20 protein-coding genes, 1 riboswitch and 2 other annotated features are annotated in these 21,786 nt (G+C 36.1%); of the genes, 1 reads left to right on the forward strand and 19 read right to left on the reverse strand.

What is annotated here, in order from left to right; translation table 11 throughout:
- Positions 1-4: 4 nt before the first annotated feature.
- From I5818_RS21015 to I5818_RS21085, 15 genes are all read right to left on the reverse strand, one after another.
- Positions 5-448, reverse strand: coding sequence for a bifunctional adenosylcobinamide kinase/adenosylcobinamide-phosphate guanylyltransferase (locus tag I5818_RS21015; RefSeq protein ID WP_071977697.1), 444 nt, complete (start codon positions 446-448; stop codon positions 5-7).
- On the reverse strand, positions 400-1,023 hold the full coding sequence (locus I5818_RS21020; RefSeq protein WP_058006181.1) for a histidine phosphatase family protein: 624 nt from the start codon (positions 1,021-1,023) through the stop codon (positions 400-402). Before I5818_RS21020 ends, I5818_RS21015 begins: the two co-directional genes overlap by 49 nt.
- A complete protein-coding gene (cobS, locus tag I5818_RS21025; protein ID WP_235849702.1) occupies positions 981-1,805 on the reverse strand; it encodes an adenosylcobinamide-GDP ribazoletransferase in 825 nt (274 codons plus the stop codon). The genes I5818_RS21020 and cobS overlap by 43 nt, the downstream gene beginning before the upstream one ends.
- On the reverse strand, positions 1,802-3,289 hold the full coding sequence (locus I5818_RS21030) for a cobyric acid synthase (protein ID WP_078110477.1): 1,488 nt from the start codon (positions 3,287-3,289) through the stop codon (positions 1,802-1,804). The genes cobS and I5818_RS21030 overlap by 4 nt, the downstream gene beginning before the upstream one ends.
- An 8-nt stretch (positions 3,290-3,297) precedes the next feature.
- A complete protein-coding gene (locus I5818_RS21035; RefSeq protein WP_058006182.1) occupies positions 3,298-3,882 on the reverse strand; it encodes a bifunctional adenosylcobinamide kinase/adenosylcobinamide-phosphate guanylyltransferase in 585 nt (194 codons plus the stop codon).
- Positions 3,864-4,940, reverse strand: coding sequence for a threonine-phosphate decarboxylase CobD (cobD, locus tag I5818_RS21040; protein WP_078110471.1), 1,077 nt, complete (start codon positions 4,938-4,940; stop codon positions 3,864-3,866). The genes I5818_RS21035 and cobD overlap by 19 nt, the downstream gene beginning before the upstream one ends.
- Positions 4,915-5,880, reverse strand: coding sequence for an adenosylcobinamide-phosphate synthase CbiB (cbiB, locus tag I5818_RS21045; protein ID WP_078110472.1), 966 nt, complete (start codon positions 5,878-5,880; stop codon positions 4,915-4,917). Before cbiB ends, cobD begins: the two co-directional genes overlap by 26 nt.
- Entirely contained in the window at positions 5,877-7,343 is a 1,467-nt protein-coding gene (locus tag I5818_RS21050) for an adenosylcobinamide amidohydrolase (RefSeq protein WP_078110473.1), read from the reverse strand. The genes cbiB and I5818_RS21050 overlap by 4 nt, the downstream gene beginning before the upstream one ends.
- 3 nt (positions 7,344-7,346) lie before the next feature.
- Complete coding sequence (locus I5818_RS21055; protein WP_218958275.1) at positions 7,347-8,408, reverse strand: FecCD family ABC transporter permease; 1,062 nt, start codon at positions 8,406-8,408, stop codon at positions 7,347-7,349.
- Between the two features lie 91 nt (positions 8,409-8,499).
- Positions 8,500-9,096 (reverse strand): cob(I)yrinic acid a,c-diamide adenosyltransferase, encoded by a 597-nt coding sequence (locus I5818_RS21060; protein WP_058006187.1) that lies wholly within the window; start codon positions 9,094-9,096, stop codon positions 8,500-8,502.
- Positions 9,097-9,124: 28 nt separating this feature from the next.
- Positions 9,125-10,093: an ABC transporter substrate-binding protein gene (locus tag I5818_RS21065; protein ID WP_078110474.1), complete on the reverse strand. Its 969-nt coding sequence runs from the start codon at positions 10,091-10,093 to the stop codon at positions 9,125-9,127.
- A 239-nt stretch (positions 10,094-10,332) separates the two neighbouring features.
- Positions 10,333-10,520: riboswitch (cobalamin riboswitch) on the reverse strand.
- Between the two features lie 87 nt (positions 10,521-10,607).
- A complete protein-coding gene (locus tag I5818_RS21070) occupies positions 10,608-11,957 on the reverse strand; it encodes a sodium-dependent transporter (protein WP_078110475.1) in 1,350 nt (449 codons plus the stop codon).
- Positions 11,958-12,052: 95 nt separating this feature from the next.
- Positions 12,053-13,129, reverse strand: a complete 1,077-nt coding sequence (locus tag I5818_RS21075; protein ID WP_058006190.1) for a bifunctional 3-deoxy-7-phosphoheptulonate synthase/chorismate mutase — start codon at positions 13,127-13,129, stop codon at positions 12,053-12,055.
- A 99-nt stretch (positions 13,130-13,228) separates the two neighbouring features.
- Positions 13,229-13,464: a binding site (T-box leader), on the reverse strand.
- Between the two features lie 51 nt (positions 13,465-13,515).
- Positions 13,516-13,747, reverse strand: a binding site (T-box leader).
- Positions 13,748-13,838: 91 nt separating this feature from the next.
- The gene (lipA, locus tag I5818_RS21080) at positions 13,839-14,807 is read right to left on the reverse strand and encodes a lipoyl synthase (RefSeq protein WP_071977693.1); all 969 of its coding nucleotides are present in this window, start codon (positions 14,805-14,807) and stop codon (positions 13,839-13,841) included.
- A gap of 12 nt (positions 14,808-14,819) precedes the next feature.
- Positions 14,820-15,641: a lipoate--protein ligase family protein gene (locus I5818_RS21085; RefSeq protein ID WP_139254994.1), complete on the reverse strand. Its 822-nt coding sequence runs from the start codon at positions 15,639-15,641 to the stop codon at positions 14,820-14,822.
- A 431-nt stretch (positions 15,642-16,072) separates the two neighbouring features.
- On the opposite strand from I5818_RS21085, the gene I5818_RS21090 reads away from it, so the two are divergent.
- On the forward strand, positions 16,073-17,347 hold the full coding sequence (locus tag I5818_RS21090) for an AAA family ATPase (RefSeq protein ID WP_071977692.1): 1,275 nt from the start codon (positions 16,073-16,075) through the stop codon (positions 17,345-17,347).
- 216 nt (positions 17,348-17,563) lie between these two features.
- Here I5818_RS21090 and I5818_RS21095 read toward each other — a convergent pair whose 3' ends face one another.
- From I5818_RS21095 to I5818_RS21110, 4 genes are all read right to left on the reverse strand, one after another.
- Positions 17,564-18,055 carry an NUDIX hydrolase gene (locus I5818_RS21095; protein ID WP_071977691.1) on the reverse strand — a complete coding sequence of 164 codons (492 nt, stop codon included), beginning with the start codon at positions 18,053-18,055 and terminating at the stop codon, positions 17,564-17,566.
- A gap of 162 nt (positions 18,056-18,217) precedes the next feature.
- Positions 18,218-19,087, reverse strand: a complete 870-nt coding sequence (locus I5818_RS21100; RefSeq protein WP_078110478.1) for a YitT family protein — start codon at positions 19,085-19,087, stop codon at positions 18,218-18,220.
- 338 nt (positions 19,088-19,425) lie between these two features.
- Positions 19,426-20,706: a S41 family peptidase gene (locus I5818_RS21105; RefSeq protein WP_071977690.1), complete on the reverse strand. Its 1,281-nt coding sequence runs from the start codon at positions 20,704-20,706 to the stop codon at positions 19,426-19,428.
- A gap of 186 nt (positions 20,707-20,892) precedes the next feature.
- The gene (locus I5818_RS21110; protein ID WP_071977689.1) at positions 20,893-21,735 is read right to left on the reverse strand and encodes a DegV family protein; all 843 of its coding nucleotides are present in this window, start codon (positions 21,733-21,735) and stop codon (positions 20,893-20,895) included.
- Between the last annotated feature and the right edge of the window lie 51 nt (positions 21,736-21,786).

Genomic DNA, 21,786 nt, shown 5'->3' on the forward strand with positions numbered 1-21,786 from the left:
ACATTTATTTTATTCGTTTTGAAATACCATACCAAACCATATAAACTGAATCAGAAGTTGCAACAATATCCTGATACACCCATCCCGTAATATCTCTCCACTGTCGATCCTTTTTTTCAATTGGAACAATCCCCTTTGAAATATCTGTTCCAATCAAGATCAATTCATTATTTTCATCAGCCTGCTCCCAGTTTACCGCTTTTTCTACGAGATCTTTTGCCTGGGCTCTAATTATTTGTATATCAATATCTAAATCAATCCATTTTTTTATGTATTGTTCTACCCCTTCAATAATAAGCAATTGTTTTTCTTTATTCTGAAACGGCAGTTCTAATTTATTTGATTGATAAGCAGAAAGCCACAGATAATCACTTCGTTCCTTCAGTCCAAATTGATCCCTCACCCATTTTGCTTTTCCGTTAAAATAACCTCCCGTAATAAAGTGCATCGGCTCTCTCCCCTCCCTTTTTGTTTCGTCCAGCACAATTCAAACGCTGTTTCATGTGGAACTCTCCAATCCCAAAAATTTGTTTCCTTTGGTGAAAAGCGACTTAACAAATAGCGAATGACTCCCCCATGGGTAATAAGGATCGCTTTCGTTTTCCCCTTTTGAAAAAGTTGCAAGAGAAGCTGCTTCCACCCTTTATCCACTCTAGCAGTAAATTGATGAAAACATTCACCATTTGGTGGACATATGGTGAAAGGTTGCTGCAACCAATTTTGGTATACATCATTATTTTTCAACTCTTCATACGTTCTTTCTTCCCAATCTCCAAAATTCATTTCTCGAAAAAGTGAACAGGTTAAGATTTCTTTATCGGGAAATAAAATTCCCGCTGTTTCGACACATCTCTTCAAATCACTACTAAAATATAAGTCAGCCTTCGACAAAAGCTGATAGCTGCCTACCTGTTGTATTCCCTTTTCACTTAAAGAAGCATCGGTCCAGCCCAAATATTGATGCTTTTCATTTTGCTTTGTCAAACCGTGGCGAAGTAATGTAACAACCAGATGCTCATCCATAAGATCCATTCCACCCCTTCAACGCTTGCTCCTAAAACATCCCCAGTAATCCCACTAAACCATTTAATAATTTTCCGCTTAAAGAAAAAGCCAGCGAGCAAAGTGATCAAAATCAATATAAGCACAAATTCTATTACTTGATGATAGAAAAGTATAACAAACACTAAATATAGCAATATGTAAAATGGATAAATAAATAGTGCATTTTTGGGAACAGATTTTTGAAAAAAATGACCTAACCCCTCTTGTTTTGCTGCTGGAACATTTAATAGAAGATACCCCATCAAGCTTTTGCTTAAAAATGGCAATGTTAAAATAAAAATAAAACTACTAGTAGATAACATATCGATAATTTCATATATAAAAAGAAAACGTCCACTTAATAAGATAATCACCGATATAACACCAAATGCGCCAGTTCGAGGGTCCTTCATAATTTCTAAGCGCTTATCAATTTGTTGATATGAAAAAAAAGCATCACTTGCATCCATCCAACCATCAATATGTAAGCCACCTGTAACAATAATGGTTAGCAGCCAAAGGATAAATGCAGTAGCTAATGTCGAAAATGGTGTATAGTTGGTCAACAAATATAAAGCCCCGACAAATATGGCACCTTGTAATAAACCTAATAGTGGAAAAAATTTAACCGCATAGGTCATATGCTTTTTATCCATAGGGAGTTCATAGGGTATTGGAACGATTGTAAAAAACTGAAGATTTATCAACATTCCCTTTATAGGTCCACACCAATCAATAATCTTTTTCATTTTATTTATCATGCTTGTCCCCACTTATTAACCATCTCTTTTACCCTCTCCCAATCAAGATAATTTTTCACATGAGTAGCTAGTTGATCATATTTTTGATCCTTTAATTGGCGGAGTGGAATAACAGATCTTACAGGGAGCCCTTTTTCTTCACGAATGCGATTTAACCAGTAGGTTCGCCATTCATCATTATGAAATAATGAATGCATATACGTACCAATAATTTTACCATCAAGATGGTAATATCCATCGAGACGACCATCGTCTAAGATAAGAAATGGATGATCATGTATGGATGTTTGTCCTAAATGTATTTCATATCCTTCAAACGTAAGCTCAACTGGTAATCTTGTATCTTGATGACTTTTTCCTTTTACCTGAGTTGTCCGTTTTTCAGCGTGAAATTTAGTGGAAGCCGGAATGATTCCAAAACCTTTTTCCGTATAATTTACAGTACCAGTGTCTGTTCCTGCTTCATCAATTAAGTATTCTCCCATCATTTGATATCCTCCACAAATACCAACCACATACTTATCTTGTTCCAACTGCACACGGATTGATTCATAAAGACCGTTTTTCTTAAGAAACTGCAAATCAGATATTGTACTTTTCGTACCAGGGATGATGATCGCATCAGGTTGACCTAGCTGGTTTATATTTTCAACCCAGCGAATGGTTACATCCTCCTCATACAAAAAAGGTTCCATATCTGTATAGTTTGAAATATAAGGGAGTTTAATGACAGCAATATCAATCGCACCATGTCCTACGGAAGCAAATCGATCTTGTAGTGACAGAGAATCTTCCCCTTCAATCATGTGCTGAGGGATATAAGGAATAATTCCCAAAACTGGGATACCGGTTCTTTCTTCAATCCATACTTTCCCATCATTAAATAAATTAATGTCTCCACGAAATTTATTTATGATAATCCCTTTTACTCGATTTCGTTCATTCTCAGTTAATAGCTCAATCGTCCCAATAATACTCGCAAATACGCCACCACGATCAATGTCAGCAACAAGTATAACTGGTACATCAGCCATTTCAGCTACTTTCATGTTCACGAGCTCCCGATCCTTCAGGTTTATCTCAACAGGACTACCTGCCCCCTCCATGATAACTAAATCAAAATCAGTAGATAATTTTTCTAAGGATTTTTCTATTGCTTCGATTCCTTTTTCATAGAAAGATTGTCGATAACTTTTGCCAGATAGTACTTTTTCACTCTTTCCGAAAAGGATAACCTCAGATTGCTGGTCCGACTTTGGCTTTAAGAGAATCGGATTCATGAAGACGGTTGCCTCAGTCTTTGAAGCTTCTGCTTGAATTCCTTGGGCACGTCCAATTTCCTTTCCATCCTTTGTTACATAGGAATTATTGGACATATTCTGGGATTTAAATGGTGCCACACGCCAACCCTCATGAGTAAATAGCCGGCACAAGGCAGTAACGAGTAAACTTTTTCCAACATCAGATGCCGTACCAACAATCATCAAACCTTTTAACACAGTTCATTCACCTCTCCCTTCATGACATGAGGAAGCCCAGATTCAATTAAATATGCAGAAGACGATTGCTTGGTTATGCTTTGATGTAAATATCCCAATAGTCTTTCATACGCAAAAACAATCTCACTTTTTGGTAACACCTCATTGAACACTTCATTTGAAACAATGATCAATATACTACATTGATCTCTTATGTTTTTAATATCTTCAAGAATAGCGTGATAAATCTGTTCTTGGTAACTTTCTTTTTCCCAGGCCCTTTCATCTATGAATAATTCATTATTCAATAGAGTCGTTAAACAATCTAATAAGATAACGTCTCCTTGCTTAAAATTCGGGCTTAACTTCCCTATATTTGTTGGACACTCCCAATTCGTCCAAGGAAGCTCACTAGAATTTCGGGTTTCCTTATGATGGGCAATTCGATCGAGCATTTCGGGATCTGTTGCCTTGCCACAAGCCAAATAATGTAGATTGCCATTAATCATTTTTGCATGATTTATTGCTATACTCTCAGCAAAGCTGCTCTTTCCACTTCGAACTCCTCCACTTATAAAAATTAGTTTTGATTCTTCCATTCCGAAAGTGCCTCCATTAGCTGGTTATTTTCGTTTTGCTTTCTGATCGCAAATCTTAACCAACGTCCATCTAGTCCAGGAAAATTCATCGTATGTCTTGGTACGAGCCCCTTCTTTAACAAATACTCGTATAATGGTGCTGCCTCTGTTATTGTTGGATCTTTTACGAGATAAAAGTTCACAGCCGATTCGGACATACAGAATCCATTCTCTTTATAAAAGTCTTTTAATCTATTGCGTTCCACATGAATTAATTGCTTCGTATGACGAATATATGAATCTTGAGATATACATTCAAGCCCTGCCTTTATTGCAATCGCATTCACACTCCAATGCGGTTTTAAAGCTGCGAGTTGTTGAATAACCTGAGGTTGGGCTACGCCGATGCCCAATCTTAGACCAGCTATCGCAAACATCTTAGTCAATGAACGTAATACAATCAAATTAGGATATTGCTTTACTAAAGAAATATACGTTTCACTATCAACAGTAAAATCATAGAATGCTTCATCAATAATAATCGAGCATTGCGAGCGATATCCCTCTTCCACTAGTTCAATGATCGATTGCCGATCATATACAACACCTGTTGGATTATTTGGCGTACATAAAAAGATCGCATCATAATGTTTAACTTTCGGCAATAGTTCCTCCATTTTTAGTTTCCAAATGCCTTCTTCTAAAACATGATGTTCAACTATACATTTCTGTGCAAGACAAGCTTGTTCATACTCACTAAAAGCAGGTTGAATAATTAAGATTCTTTTCCCTTGATAAAGCTGAGCCACCAAAGCAATGATCTCAGCACCACCATTTCCAATTAAAAGATACTCTTCTCCGATCCCTTCTTTTATTGAAATTTCTCGCTTCAAAATGGAGGCATGTGGATCAGGATAATCTTCCAATAGAGGAAACCATTCATGCCACTTTTCTCTTAAAATAGGAGGCGAACCAAATGGATTTACATTCACACTAAAATCTATTAGTTGTTGTGGAGTTGGGAGCTTTGTTGCCTGATAAACATATTTTGGGTTAGAACCATGAGGTGGCAATGTCAATAGTAATCCCTCCTATCCATAAAAATAGTGTAAAGAGAAGTACGGCACTACTCATAATCACTATCGTCTTTTTTATATGTACTGCCTTTAACGCTTCAAATGGCTGTCCCATCCGTGCACGATCCGATACAATCCCTTTATAATAATTCACGCCTCCTAACTGAATGCCTAAAATAACGGCAACAGCTGCTTCACACCAGCCACTATTAGGACTCGGATGTTTTTTAGCATCTGTCAAAAATAGTTTCCAAGCTGGTTTTAGATTCAAATACACAGGTTTACAAAAAAGGAGAATTATACATCCTGTTAACCGGCTAGGAATCCAATTGACCCAATCATCTAAACGGGCTGATGCCCAACCAAATTGTTCGTATTTTTGATTCCGATAGCCAACCATTGAATCACAGGTATTTATTGCTCGATAAATCATAGCTAATGGAGCACCACCTATTAGTGCCCAAAATAATGGAGCAGTTATCCCATCACTTGTATTTTCTGCAATTGTTTCGACCGTTCCCCTTACAATCTCTGATTCATCCAACTGCTCCGTATCTCTTCCTACAATATAGGACAATTTAGTTCTTGCTAATGGTAAATCCTTATTCATTAATGGCTCATACACTTCTAATCCAGCATCTTTCAATCCTTTTTGGGCAATGGTAGTGGCAATCATTAACGCTTCACCAATTACTCCCGCTAATGTATGCCATTGATATAATAGAATCGTAATAGTTAGTGTAATTAAACCTGTTAATAACACAATTAAACTAAGCATGAAGACTCCTCTACCCTTACGATGATTTCCCTTATTTAAATGCTTAGTGAAAAAGGAAATCAATGAACCCATCCATTTTACTGGGTGTGGCCATTTCGGTGGATCTCCAATAAACCAATCAATGATAATTGCGATGGTTAGTGCACAGAGATGATGTAAAATCATTTGCTTTTCCTTTCGATAGATTTTTCAATGGCTTTTTTCGTACATTGATAAACATATGTACCAATTAACTGACCTAAAGGTGCTATTGAACCTGCGTATTGCAGTTTTTCACCGTTTTGAGTTGCTGCGATAAGGATACTATCTGTAGAGGTGCCCGTTGCAATCGTTCCTGTTAAAGGGTCCATTATTTTCATATCATGCAAACTCTTTACCTTCGCTTCAGTCGCTGTTGCAATCGCTTGAATATAAGCTTCCTCTGACAAATCTCCATTTATAAATATCCATATGTTAATGGTACCTGGTATGTAATTAGATGAATGATCGGTTCCTCTAGAGACATCTACCGCATTCCCCACTCCTGCTGTAACAACGATGAATAATGAGAAGCCCGTTCCCTCGACAAATTTCCAAATAGCATCCTCCATTTTTACGGCTGTCATCATGCCTACTGTAGACTCTAGAAGAAACCCTTTTTCTACTAGATATTGGGACATTTCCTCAAAATGATTCTCACAATTATAATTCTTATCAACGTGACGATTAACAAAGGATTGGAACCAGCCAACTCCAGGATTTATGACAGCTGAAGACATTGTTTTTAATGGAATAGGAGATTCATAGACGAGATATTCCCCTTCCTGTCTTAAATAATTTTCATTTAAAATCATTAAAGCATTCTCTGGTATACTTTCTGGTATTAAGGCAATTTGTGGTTTTGGTATAGATGGATGATAATGTTTATTTACCTTTGTAGAATATACGCGTTGAATCATTTCTTCCTTAATGACTTCATTAGGTAAACCCATTCGATCTAATTCACCTTGATCAAGAAGAAGCAAGCGATCACAGTATAGCGCTGTCAAATTTATATCGTGAAAAACAGAAATGACAGTCAACCTATTTTGTTTCGTCATCTTTTTAATCAAATCGAGTAATTCCTTTTGATAGGTTAAATCGAGATGGTTCGTTGGTTCATCTAATAATAAAACTTTTGGCTGCTGGGCAAGTGCTTGAGCAAGAAAAACCCGCTGCTGCTCCCCACCCGATAGCTCCATCAAAGATTTATGACGAAATGAAAGAATGCCAGTCTGAGCCATCGCCTCTTCAATGATTCTCTCATCTTCTGAACTCATTGATTGAAACAAACCTTTTTGATGCGCGTAACGTCCGAGAACAACAACTTCTTCTACAGTATAAGAAAAGGATTCACCTGTGAGCTGAGGAAGAACAGCGATTATGGTTGCCAATTCTTTAGGAGGATACGTAGAAAGCAGCTGATCTTTTAAGTGTATCGAGCCTTCTATCAAAGGTAATATCCCGCTAATCATTTTTAGTAACGTTGTTTTTCCACTGCCATTCGGACCTAGGATTCCAAAAAATTCACCTTCATGTACCTGAAAACTAAGGTCCTTAACTATTTTATGCCCATTATATCCTCCGGCTACATTTCGTATCGTTAACATACTCTACCCTCTTCTTCTTCGTTTACTATTCATTAAAATCCATGCAAAGACAGGAGCACCAATTAATGCGGTAATCACACCAATTGGAAGTTCTGATGGCTGAATAATCGTTCGTGACACTAAGTCTGCTATAATTAAAAACCCTGCTCCAAAGAGTAGCGATAATGGTAGTAATCCTTTATGATTAGGTCCACGAATAATCCGTATTAAATGAGGAATCACTAATCCAACAAAACCAATCGCACCTGAAACTGAAACGGCAGCACCAGTTAATATTGATCCAGCAATTAGAATAAGAAGCTTTCGCTTTTCAACATTTACCCCCAGATGTTGGGCACGTTCTTCACCTAATGACATCGCATTAAGCTCTTTCACATTCATTAATAATAATATTGAACCTATGAGAAAGAATGGAATAATAATATATACATAACTCCACCCTCGCATAGATACACTTCCAAGTAGCCAACCAATGATTTGTCTTAACTCATCGCCTGTTAAAGCAATGATTAGGGAAATAAACGAACTAAAAAATGAACTAAATATAATGCCAGTTAATATAATTGTTTCTACTTTCATTGATCTCTCAATTTTTTTTGCAAAAAATAAAACACTAAATATCGTAATAAATGAACCAATTATGCTCATTAATGGCAATGTAAGTATTCCGATGAATGGTATAGATAAATGAAAGAATAATGTTGCAACTGCTCCAACAGAGGCTCCAGACGACACCCCTAAAGTATATGGGTCTGCTAAAGGATTTCGAAGCAACCCTTGAAATGCCGCACCTGCAATCGATAATGAAGCACCAACTAGCCCAGCCAATATTACACGAGGCAGTCGAATATCTAAAACAATATTCGTATTCATCGCATCTATTTTATCACTTAATGGAAAGTGGAAAATAGCCGCTCCGATGATTTGGATGATATCCTTCATTGGCACCGTTACTGAACCAATGGAAATGCCTATTAAAATAGAAAAACTTAAAAAAACCACTCCAAATAGATAAGGAAAATAATTATTCTTCCGTAGATACCGAATAGTAATTGGCTTCTGCAGTCTCTTTCAACTCCTTTTAGTACATTTGAAAAAGGACTGTCTAAAAAGGAGACAGACCCCTATGCCTTTAGACAGCCCCTATTTCTATCAATCAATTTTCTTCTGTTTTGTTCTCTTTTCTTTTGCCGTCACGAAAAACCTTGGCACTTCGAATATATTCTACATCTTTTTTTCCTGATCGGTGATTAATTACTCTTGCAAGAGCAAAAAAATAGTCCGACAAACGATTCAAATACATTTGAGCGAGTGGAGGAACAATTTCTTCAGCTTTTGAGAAACTAACAACTAGACGCTCAGCACGTCTTGTAACTGTTCTTGCTATATGAATAGAAGCAGCCGCTTTTGTCCCACCAGGTAAAATAAAGCGTTCCAATTCAGGTGTACTGGCGATATACTCATCAATCTTCTCTTCAAGGTAATCAATCATGTCTTGTTGAAGCTTATAAGGACGTTTAGTTGATTTTGTCGCTAGATCCCCTCCGCAATCAAATAATTCATGTTGAATTTTTTCAAGATCATCAAGTACGTCAGAAAAAAGATCGGGATCCAATTCAGCCATCGCTTGTCCTACAAAACAATTCACTTCATCCACTGTTCCATAAGCTTGTACCCTTAAATCATCTTTATCTACTCTACCACCGATGATACTTGTTTGCCCCTTGTCACCTGTTCTAGTATAGATTCTCATAACATTTCCTCCTCACTCTTATCTCCACTTATTTAAATGTATCGGGATATATTGCCTTTGCCATTTCCTCTAAACCTTCCACAAGACGTGGACCTGGTCTTGACACTTTGTCAGAATCGACACTATATACTCGTTTATTTTTAATGGCGGATACTTCTTCCCACCCTTTACGACTATAAGCTTGTTCTACTGCGTCCTTTACATAATAACCATATGTTATGATCATTACATCCGGATTTGCTTTAACTGCTGCTTCTTCCGAATATTTCGGCCATCCTTCTTCAGCAGCTGCAATATTTTTGGCGCCAAGCATTTCTAGCATTTCATTCATGAAGGTACCTGAACCTGCTGTATAAATATCTGGTGGAGCAGAGATTTCCATCCATACATTTGGTTGCTCCTCCTTGGAAATTCCTGCCGCCTTTTCTTTAATTTCTTCAACTTTTGCTTTCATTCCATCGACAATTTCATCCGCTTTTTCCTTTGTCCCAGTTGCTGCACCAATCATTTCAATCGTTTTATACGTATCTGCAAATGAACTTGCATTATTGACAGCAATAACCTTAATTCCTGAATCCTCTAATTGCTTTAATCCATCCTTAGAATTATGAGCCTGTGAAGCATCAGCTAAAACAATATCAGGTTTTAAAGAAATTATTTTTTCAACATTGAATTCTTGTCCACCAACTTTTTCCTTTGACTGCGCCTGTTCGGGATAATTGTCAAAATCCGAGACACCAACAATTTCTTTATCTAACCCAAGGGCAAAGGCTGTTTCTGTATTACTTGGAAGAAGGGAAACAATTTTCTCTGGCTTCTTATCAATAGTAATTTCTTTATCGGTTCCATCCGTAATTGTTACGGGAAAAGCTTGCTCTTGTTGCTTAGTCTCCTGCTTATTATCACTAACTTTCTTTTCACTATCCTGCTGTGTACCACATGCAGCCAATATAAAAATTAGTAAAAAAATAGGTATAAATCTTAATAGCTTTTTCATTTGTAAACTCCTTTTTACATTTAAAATAGTCATAAAGATGGCCGTTTTCACAAAGATCCTTTATCCTCCATAATTAATGTAGAAGGAAAAAAACAATACATTTGTTCATATCTTTTATGAAAAAGACCTAAAAAAAACATCTCTAATAAAAGAGATGTCATATGTAAAACGGTATAATAGCAAATCATGCACGCTAAAAAACGTTTTCGTCAACACCCCCCTATCCTCGTAGGCAAACTGGTGCACTCAAAAAACAGGCAGGTCTCCTGGCTCATGATCATTGCTCCCTGTACCTTCCCTTATCCTTTAATGGATAAAGTGGATATTACAGTTTGCTCCCATTTACAGTGGCGGGACCGCGTTGGAATTACACCAAACTTCCCTTTTAAACCTTCACAAAGAAAGTACCTGTTTTCGTTGCAATATATTAAATTTTCAACCATTAACAATTATACAGGAAAGATATATGGATGACTATCCTGAAAAATTTTATGCTAATAAATGATTTACAGCACTACCAAACTCCCAGCACATCTAACATGACAACAAAAATTAAAATTGGTGCAACAAAACGTATGAGGAAATACCAAGCTTCGAATAGTCCTCTTTTAAGACCGCTCCCTTGTTTTAATTCCTCGTAAAGAACGGATTTCTTCACTTTAAGTGGTACAAAAATAGCGATAAGAAGGGCACCAAGCGGCATTAAAATATTACTAACGGTATAATCCATTAAATCGAAAAATGTTTTACCTAAAAGAGTAACATCACCTAACGCTCCGTATGAAAGGGCAGATGGAATACCAAAAATAAAGATGGCAATTCCGATGATCCATGACCATTTTTTACGTCCTTTTATATCCTTTTTAGTGATCACAGACACAATAATTTCAAGCATAGAAAAAGCTGATGTTAATGCCGCAAAAAGGAATAAAATTAAAAATGCTATAAAGAAAAGCATTCCAAGCGGTAACTGACTGAAGACTGTTGGAAGTACATTAAATAACAGTACAGGTCCTGCACCCGGCTCCAATCCTAAAGCAAATACTGCTGGAAAGATTGCTAAACCAGCTAAAAGTACAATGACTAAATTCATTCCTACAATAGAAAAAGCTGAACAGGGTAAGCTTTGATTTTTCGGTAAATACGAACTATACGTCACCATTACTGAAACACCTACACTTAACGTAAAGAATGATTGCCCCATGGCTTCCAAGATCGTTTTTGAAGTTAATTTTGAAAAGTCCGGTTGCAGTAAAAAGGATATACCAGCCATTGCTCCATCTAAGGTAATTGAACGAATAACTAATAATATAAATAGTATAAATAATGCAGGCATCATAATCTTACTTGCTTGTTCAATCCCTTTTTGAACCCCTCTTGCAACAACAACAATCGTCATTAGAATAAATAATAATTGCACGATTAAACTAATAATTGGATCAGAAATTGTGTCCCCAAATACTTGTGTATATTGATCAGATGAAAGACCGTTTAACTGACCGGTAATCGCCTTGTATAAATAAATAATGATCCAACCACCAATGACACTATAGAAAGAAAGTAAAATAAAACACGCAATCATACCTAAAATCCCTATCCAGTGCCATTTCGCTTTTGGTGCTATTTTTCGATACGAATCCACTGCATTTTCTTGTGTTAATCGACCAATGGAGAATTCCGCTAAAAGCAATGGAAGTCCTAGTAATAATGTAAATAGAATAAAAATTAGAAAGAAAGCTCCTCCCCCATTTTGACCTGCGATATAAGGGAATTTCCAAATAGCTCCTAAACCTATTGCTGACCCTGCTGCAGCTAATATAAAGCCAAGCTTTGATGACCACTGTTCTTGCTGACTCACACTCATTCTCCTCTCAGATGTAAACAACTATGTTTCCTATATTCTCGTTTGCAGTTGTCATTAAGGGGTCAGACCCCTTAATAGACAGCTACGATTTTGCTTTAAGCAAGTTTGTTTTTAAACCCCTTTAATTCATCCATAAATGTATGGAATTGCGGAATATCCATTTGCTGGGCGGAATCCGATAAAGCAACAGCAGGATCAGGGTGAACCTCAGCCATGACTGCGTCTGCCCCAATTGCTAATGCTGCTTTGGCCGTTGGAAGAAGCAAGTCTTTTCGTCCTGTTGAATGGGTAACGTCTACCACTACTGGTAAATGAGTTTCCTTCTTCAAAATCGGAACAGCTGAAATATCAAGGGTATTCCGAGTTGCTTTTTCGTACGTACGAATTCCCCGCTCACATAAAATAATTTGGTCATTTCCTTGTGAAATAATGTATTCAGCCGCATGAACAAATTCATCAATGGTTGCAGCCAATCCCCTTTTTAATAAAACAGGCTTATTTACTCTTCCAACTGCACGTAATAAATCAAAATTCTGCATATTCCTCGCTCCAATTTGGATCACATCAACATATTCAAGAGAGATTTCCACATCATTCGGATTGAGTATTTCACTAATAACGGCTAAATCATATTCATCCGCAACTTCACGTAATATTTGCAGACCCTCAACCCCTAAGCCTTGAAAATCATATGGAGATGTTCTTGGTTTAAAGGCTCCTCCACGCATTAATTTTATGCCTTGCTCCTTCATAGCTTCTGCAACTTGTCTTACTTGTTCCTTACTTTCTACTGCACAGGGCCCCATAATAAATGTTTGTAAGCCACTTCCTAATTTTTCTCCTTTAATATCAACAATCGTATTTTCTTGCTTCTTTTTCCGGGAAACAAGTAAAGCTTTTCGATTATCATCCTCCTGTAATTCAAGACTCGCTTTAAAAATCGTCTTAAAAATATGCTGTAGTGTCGTTGTTTCAAACGGTCCTTCATTCTGTTCTGCAATCATATCAAGAACCTCTCGTTCACGTACCGGATCAAATCGCTTTGTACCTTGTATTTTTTTCAACTGACCTATTTCTTGGACTACCTTTGCACGTTCATTTAGTAGGTGCAGTAGCTGTGTATTAATTTCATCCACCTTTTGACGTAATTGAACCATTTCATTGTTTCCCATTCTTCATTCCTCCTATTTTTCAAAATGTATTGAAAGGAACTGTCTTTGCTTTATAGACAGCACCAACTAACTAACACAAAAAGTCCCTACTGGATATCCAGTAGGGACGATCAATTATCGCGGTACCACCCTAGTTGTAGATATGACTATCTACCACTCTTCATTGTTAACGATCTATTTGACCGTCTTTTCTTTTAGAAGATGTTTCATCTTTTTTAGAAAAGAAAGCTCCAGAATTGAAATTCATGTTTATCTTTGTACTGATTTCCACCAATCATCAGCTCTCTAAAAAACAGGGAGATAAACACTACTTTACATCCTATCTTCGCTTATATTATTTGCTTATTATTATTTTTTTAATACAAAAAGTCCCTACTGAATAAATCAGTAGGGACGATATTATCGCGGTACCACCCTAGTTGTAGATCCAATTATCTACCACTCTTCATTGTTAACGATCAATTGACCGCCTTTTCCTTCATAAAGCATGACAACTTTATTATGAAAAAGTGCTCTAGGAGTGAAATTCATGTTTATCTTTGTACTGACTTGCACCGACCATCAGCTCTCTATAAAACAGGGAGATAAACAATACTATATTCCCTTCAATGCATGAATATTTAAGTATGGTTAGTATTATATAGCGAAATTTTCAAAACTGTCAATACCTTTTTTGAGTTTCAGAGTAGAATTCTTTTCTTGTAAAGGATTATAGTTTCGGATGTTCTGTCCCTGTTACCTTTGTTTTATATTGGCTAATTAAATGGTCTGGATCAGAATTCTCACCCTCTAATTGTCTTAGACGCGCAGCCTTGTTTACTTGTTCATCTGCATGATAGCTAGACCGAACCATAGGACCTGCTTCACAGTGTTTAAAGCCTTTTTGAAGCGCAATTTCTTTCCACTTAGCAAATTCATCAGGATGTACATATCGTTCTACGCGCAAATGTTTTTTCGTTGGTTGAAGATACTGTCCGATCGTCATAATATCTACTCCATGCGCAAGTAAATCATCCATCGCTTCAAGTACTTCCTCATGAGTTTCTCCTAAACCAACCATAAGACTTGATTTAGTCGGAGTGTTTGGGCTTATTTCTTTAACCCTTTTCAACAATTCTAGAGAACGGTCATAAGTCGCCTTTGAACGAACACGTTTTGTTAACCGTCTAACTGTTTCAATATTATGATTAAAGATATCTGGTCCTGCATCCATAAGTGTATGTAAGCTTTCATAATCCCCCTTCATATCAGAAGGTAAAACCTCAACCGTACAAGATGGAACACGACGTCGAATCGCACGGACCGTTTCAGCAAAAACTGCTGCACCTCCATCAGCCAAATCATCACGAGCAACTGCAGTAACGACACAATGACGAAGTCCCATCACTTCTACTGATCTCGCCACTCTCTCCGGTTCATCCCAATCTAATTCAGTTGGCAATCCTGTTTTTACCGCACAAAAACGACAGCCACGTGTACAAGTATCCCCTAATATCATAAACGTAGCTGTTTTTCGAATGGCCCAGCATTCATGAATGTTAGGACATTTTGCTTCCTCACAAACAGTATGCAATCTTTCTTCACGCATCATTTTTTTCAAACCAGTATAGCTTTGATTCGTATTCAGTTTAATTTTCAACCATTCAGGTTTTCTTATGTACTCTTCATTTCTCGCCATTGATATTAACCCCTATCTTTGAAAAGTATATTTCTCACTTTCATACTTTGTCCGCATAAGTTCTTTTATTTCTTCTAACATCTGCTCATTCGGTTGATAGCTTGTAAATTCAATATCTAATCCTTTTTCGAAGCCTTTTTTAAAGGCATCTTTTACCTCTTCGAGTGACGTTTGACGTCCAAGAATCTGGTTAATCGTAACAGCTTTTTGTTCAAAAAGGTGTTTTGCTTTATTCTTCACCTTCTCATTCGGAAATGTAAATAAATCATATAATTGTTCAATATCCATTTCCATTGGAATCGAGCCGTGTTGTAAAATAACTCCCTTTTGTCGGGTTTGTGCACTTCCAGCTGCCTTTTTTCCTTCGATCTCCAATTCATACCACGAAGATTCTTCAAAACAAACGGCAGTACCGGTCTTTCCAATAGGTGCATTAGGAATAGCTAAATCAGCTTGAATTCCAAGATAGCGATATCCTTCAAGTATACCTTGTGATAGTACTCGGTAAGCCTCAATGATTGATGGCGACATTTTATCATGCTTCTCGCTTAGCACTACACTATAAGTTAGTTCTTTGTCATGTAAAACGGCTAGTCCACCAGTTGGCCTTCGCACAATTTCAACCCCAATTGCTTTCGCCTTATCAACATCGATTCTACCTACCGTTTTTTGAAAATGTCCTAGAGACAATGCTGCAGGCTTCCAACTATAAAATCGCAGAATAGGAGGAAGTAACCCCCGGGAATGCCAATCAAGAAGGACCTCATCCATCGCCATATTAAAGGATGGACTATTTTCACCTGAATCAATAAAATACCACTGTTCACTCATGATGCTTTCACCGCCTCAGCATAGTTAGATAAAACAATTACCTAATTTACTATATTGGAATAATATTCATCGTTTTCAATCAATTTTATGATAGCATTCAGAAGAAGATTGTCAACAACTTCCTAACTATTTACTCTATTATGAATATAATTCTAATTTTCTTTCAATTATCGGGTTAGACACCTAAATAGATACCCCTCTCTCAACTTACTAATGTACTAGTTTTTGTCCTTTTGCCCATCTAAATTCTCCAGATAATATCCAAGACAAAAAATCCAGTCTAATTTCTCGGTCCTCTAAACCATCCATAATGAGACCAAGTAATGTCGATGTAACCGATCTATCAAGTTAATAAACGAATCTATGTTTTTCTTGCTATCCTATTTTTAATGATTTACAGTTATAGCTAATTCAATAAAAGAAAGGAAATCATAATGAAAGATATCCCATCTATTATAAATTTTAAAGATATCACGAAGGAAATGATGCCTCACTATTTTGACTTTGCTGCTGCTATTTATCGGATTAAAGAACTTTTAGTAAATGAAACAGGAATCGATTTTAACATGTATACCTCAAAAGAGGGAATTGAAGAGGAAATTTGGGATACAATTGAATATGTCGTACAATCTGATCCAAATGACATTCAAATCATTGGACATGTCTTTGATTGTTTAGAAACTGCAACGATTAAATACTCGAATTTTAATCAGGAGCACCAATTCAACATCATCCCCTCCTTAAATAATTCGGTCTATTATTTTCCAATGTATCAAGTAGCCTTTGCAAAGCTACCAATCTTTCAAAGTCATGAAGATTATGAAGAGGATTTTATTTTTGCTAATAATGATGAAAGTTTACTAGGGTTCTTTGATTATATTTATATGAAACAAAAAGAATATATGAAGGATGCCATTACTATTTTCACAGATACTGATGATGGAATTGAAAGAGTAAAAGAACGAATTACTCATCAAGTAATGCGGGAAGATGTGTTATTGGATGAAGAAATAAAAACTGAAATTTTCCGGTCAATCGATGAGTTCTTCATACATGGGGGTGAGTTTTTCAAGAAATATGATATTCCATATAAACGTGGGATTCTTTTGTATGGGAGTCCAGGGAATGGAAAAACGACTCTAGTAAAGTCGATTGCTGGAAGTATATCTGCACCAGTCGTTTATTGGCAAATAACAGAATATACGAATAGTTATTCCATTAAAGAGGTATTTAATACGGTAACTAAAATGGCACCCATGACCTTAGTTATCGAGGATATAGACTCCATGCCTGAAGAGTCTCGATCTGTATTTTTAAACGCACTTGATGGTGCTTCTTCGAAAGAAGGAATTTTCCTAATTGGAACAACGAATTATCCAGAAAAAATTGATCCTGCATTAATTAATCGGGCCGGACGATTTGATCGTGCATATGAAATTACACTTCCAGATCAGCCCGCTCGAAGACAATATTTGATAAAAAAGAATATCCATCAATTTGTATCTGAAAATGAAATAGATCACTTAGTTAAAGAAACGAATGGTCTGTCCATTGCACAATTAAATGAATTATATATGTCTATTGCCCTACAATGGCATTATGAGCAGCAGGTAAACATTGAAAAAATACTGAAGGATTTACAGACGAATAATCGAAAAGCACTGCGAAACCATTGGGAAGAACGATCAAGTGTTGGTTTTGGAATATAGTTGAATTAGATTGTCCAATAAGGGGGGATCCCCCTTATTGGACAACTAATTTTTTAAAGAAAACTATTTTCGTATAGTTTGTTGCTTGAATAATGAGATCGCGTTTTTTTAAAGTTTGCAGTCTTTTCTCAGCGGTATGATGGACTTGTCGATCTTCAACCATTTTTTATTAATTAAAAAATTTCCTAACTAGCATCAATGTTTGAGAAAAGAGCTTTAATGAAGAACTGTAGAGGTATCTAGACGTTCTGAATGAAAGTCAACCACTTCGCCATCAATATATATAAACTGATGATCATAAATACGATAATCATCCAACATTTTATGTAAGAAAAACTTCACATTTGCCATTCCAACATTCTCCGGATGAAGAATCCATGATATATCCTTCCAGTCCAAGATCCCTTCTTGAGTCTTAATAGGAGTGTGATATTCATAGGTTTCTGGCAATTCAGCAACAAAAGCATACATGCCACCAATATAACTTTCATTCACCGACCAGGTAACTGTTCCTTTATACGCTACATGACCGATATCAATTCCGGTCTCTTCCTTAATTTCACGAATAATTGCTTCTTCCGGTGTTTCACCCTTCTCTATTTTACCACCAACACCATTCCACACTCCCATCCATTCAGGCTTTTCACGATTAAGCATGAGGAGCTGATGACCTCTTTTAATAAAGCAAATCGTGTACTTATATTGCATAAACTTTCCTTCCTTTCGTCAGAATATATGATTGACCTACTATTTAAGGAATAAGATTCAATGTTTTTTTGTTTTAATCATTGCTGTTTGTCTAACAATAACTTCCCTCTAAAAAACAGAAGCCTGTCCATATAGGAACAAGCTCCTTATTATTATAACATCCTATAATTGTTGACCATAATATTTATCAATCGTGAAGCCTCGTCCAAGAATTTCAGATGCATTAATAAATACAACAAAGGCCGTTGGAATTTCTTGTTGGAGTTTTTTCTTAAGGTAAATCGCTTCTACCTGTTCTGTAACACAAAGAATCATTGTTTTATTTTGATTTGAATATCCACCTACTGAACGAATCTTTGTTAAACCACGATCAATTTCATCACGAATCATTGATTGAACTTTTTCTTCTTCCTCTGTAATGATTAAGATTAATTTCGTTGCTGATGTTCTTAGTTGTACAAAATCGATTACTTTACTTGAAACATATATACACATTAAAGCAAATAGAGTCAGCTCTAAATTAAATACAATTAAGGATGCTGCTACAACAAGACCGTCTACAATTAATTGAGAATACCCACTTGATAATCCCGTGAATTTTTTAACGATCTGTGCAATTGCCGCAGTTCCACCCGTTGATCCATTTCCTTTATATACAATTCCTAGACCAATCCCAAGAACAATCCCACCATAAAGCGAACCTAAAAAAGGATTCGTTACAGTAATCGGGATATCTGTACTAAGCCATATTACAAATGGGACACAAAATGTACCAACTAATGTTTTTCCACTAAAATCTTTTCCCATCGTAATCCAGCCAACAATAAATAATGGGATATTGATTAAAAATTGTGTATAAGCTGGTTCAACCCCATATACTTCATGTAAAATTGTACTAACACCTGATATCCCCCCTGCAGCAAGCTTTGAAGGTAAGAGGAACATGTTATAGGCTAATCCAACTAGTACCGCACCGATAATAACGAAAAAATATTCTTTTAACACATGTTTCGACTTATGCGTTTCTTTCATCATTATGTCCTTTCTCTGAAGCAAAATTTTACAATATAGATATAATTTCTATTTTTTATATAACTTATCTATTATATATTAATTTTTATATGGGTGGTCTGTCAATTTTACTTTTTATACTACTTTATCGTAAAAATGTGCTGGTGCCCCCACAAGTAGAGAAATCAAATGGTGGATTTCTCCGAAAGTCCTAACCTTAACCCCTTGCTGATTTTTGGTCTCAAAGGACTAATCGCTGACCTAACACACTTTGTCCACTACAGTTATCCATACATATATTTTAGAATTCTCATCGATAAAAATAGAGCAGGAATGATGACAACCTGCTCACTAAAACATTAAGCTTTTGCTTTTTCTTCTAATAACTTCAATGCCGTCTGGATTTCTACATCTTCGAATAAATGCTTAGGAGTCCATGGGATATGTATATGTGGTTTAATACCTACTCCTGTCATTCCCTTTCCATTATCAATTCTTGATAGTCTCGATGTTGGGTACCATAATTCAAATTGATCATGCCAATTCATAACGGCCAGATTAGCGTAGTCATTTAAACCTGCAGTAGGTCGTCCAATAACCGTTACCTTAGAAGATCTTTTGCAAATTTCTACAAAGGAATCTCCTGAGCTACCACAAGTGACATCAGTCATTACAATAATTTGTTCAGGGTTTTTTCTTCCTTGTATAATAGTATCCTCTAAATCAGACAAATCAAATTGAACAAAGCCCTTTCCTTTATTTTTTTTCCACTCCCTTAAAAAGATTTTTAATACTTTTTTTGTATATTCATCTTCTGTTGAAGCGATAGCATTATTCATTTCGGCTATTTCAAGTTCACAGGATCGTTCCGTACAGTTGATGAGCATGTATTCATCGTCTTCAGTATTTATATTCACTTCTCGATTCTCAAATATGTAGGGAAGCAATTGAAAATAAGAGGAGTCATTTCCCCCATAATTAACTCTCACATCAATAATTAATTTTCTACAATTTTCTAATGCTTCTTGATGCTGGTGCACTAACTGTGTAATTGCATCAGCATTAGCAAAGTCTGTTAAAGTCATGAGAAGGATTCCTTTTTCCAACTCCTCAATCGTATATTGAGGTATGTATTCCTCCTTCTCATATTTTTTAAGCTCCATCTGATAGGTATGCCCATTTCCATCCATTATTTCGCAAAATTGATATTTTCCAATTATAGAATTCCAGTTTTCCCTTTCCTGATGGTCCTCCACCAACTCTCTGCGGTGCTTTTCAACTAAATCGATAACCGGAACATTCCCAAATGACACAATTGCATGGCCTTTCTTTACTCGCTTTTCCTTTCCAACATCTGTAATAAATAATTGATCCTCAAATCTTCTAACTTTAAAGCCAACATCATAACGCTTTTCTACACTTTTTTTAGATGTTTTAAAAAACATATGCTGTTCCTTAAAATCAAGTAAATAATCTTGTACAATTTCTACAAATTTATCCGGAGTTAATTGCTGTTTTTCTTCTAAAATACATATTTCATCAACATATTTTTCTGGATGATCCCAACCTTTTTTATCTTGGCATCCGGAATAGTCATGGCGACAAATCGAAACGATTTCTTCAAACATTTCAATATACATTCTCTAATTCCCCCCATTCTTCTCTTTTAATTTTCTCTGCTTTTGTGAAAATTCCTTTTTAAAAAGTAAGATCTTCATTTTTTTGCATTTTAGTACGAATAGGTAAGGATGCATTTAAAGAGTATAAAAACTAAATATAAAAAAAGGAAAGGTAAATTCATACCCTCCCTGAAAAGACAGTCTCATTTATTCTACATAATACATAAAACCAATTGCTCCCGCCCCTGTATGGGTACTAATAATTGGAGTCGTAAACTCAATATCTACATTTTCGTAACCAGTTGTTGTGAAAATTGCCGTTTTTAATTTGGCAACTAATTCGGATGCTTCAGCATGGGCTATTCCGATTTTCTTAATCGTCTTTCCCATTGCATCCTCAGCGAGGTTTTTCACCAAATATTTAACAACCTGTGCATGACTTCTAACATTTGCTAAAGGATGGTAGACCCCATTTTCTAATGATGCAATAGGCTTAATATGAAGCAAGGAACCAATTAGCGCTTTTCCTTTTCCTATTCTTCCACCTTTCACTAAGTTATCAAGCTTTTCAACTACAACAAAGAGCTTAGTTTGTGAACGAATGGTTTCCAATCTGCTTAGAATTTCATCTATAGTCTTTCCATCTTCCGCCATTTGAGCAGCTTCAACGACTTGGAATGATAGCGCTTTCGAAATGAAAAGAGAATCAATCACTGTTACATTTGCCTTTGATAAGGCAGCCGCATTTTCTGCAGAGTTTACAGTGCCACTTAATCCATTTGACATATGAATCGATAATATATCGTACCCGTCTTCCCCTAATCTGTCATATAGCTCAAGAAATACACCAACTGGAGGTTGAGAACTCTTAGGAAGTTCTTGTGCAGCGTTCATTTTCCGAATAAATTCAGAAGGAGTTATGTCTACACGATCAAGAAAGTTTTCCCCATCAATGGATAAGGATAAGGGAACAACTTCAATCCCATATTTTTTTATCATTTCGTTAGACATATCAACCGTTGAATCGGTTACTATTTTAATTTTGGGCATTTCATGACTCCTTAAAAAATAAATTTAATAAAAATTTCACTAATTTTATTA

The sequence above is a fragment of the Heyndrickxia oleronia genome (assembly GCF_017809215.1).
GTDB classification, from domain to species: Bacteria; Bacillota; Bacilli; order Bacillales; family Bacillaceae_C; genus Heyndrickxia; species Heyndrickxia oleronia.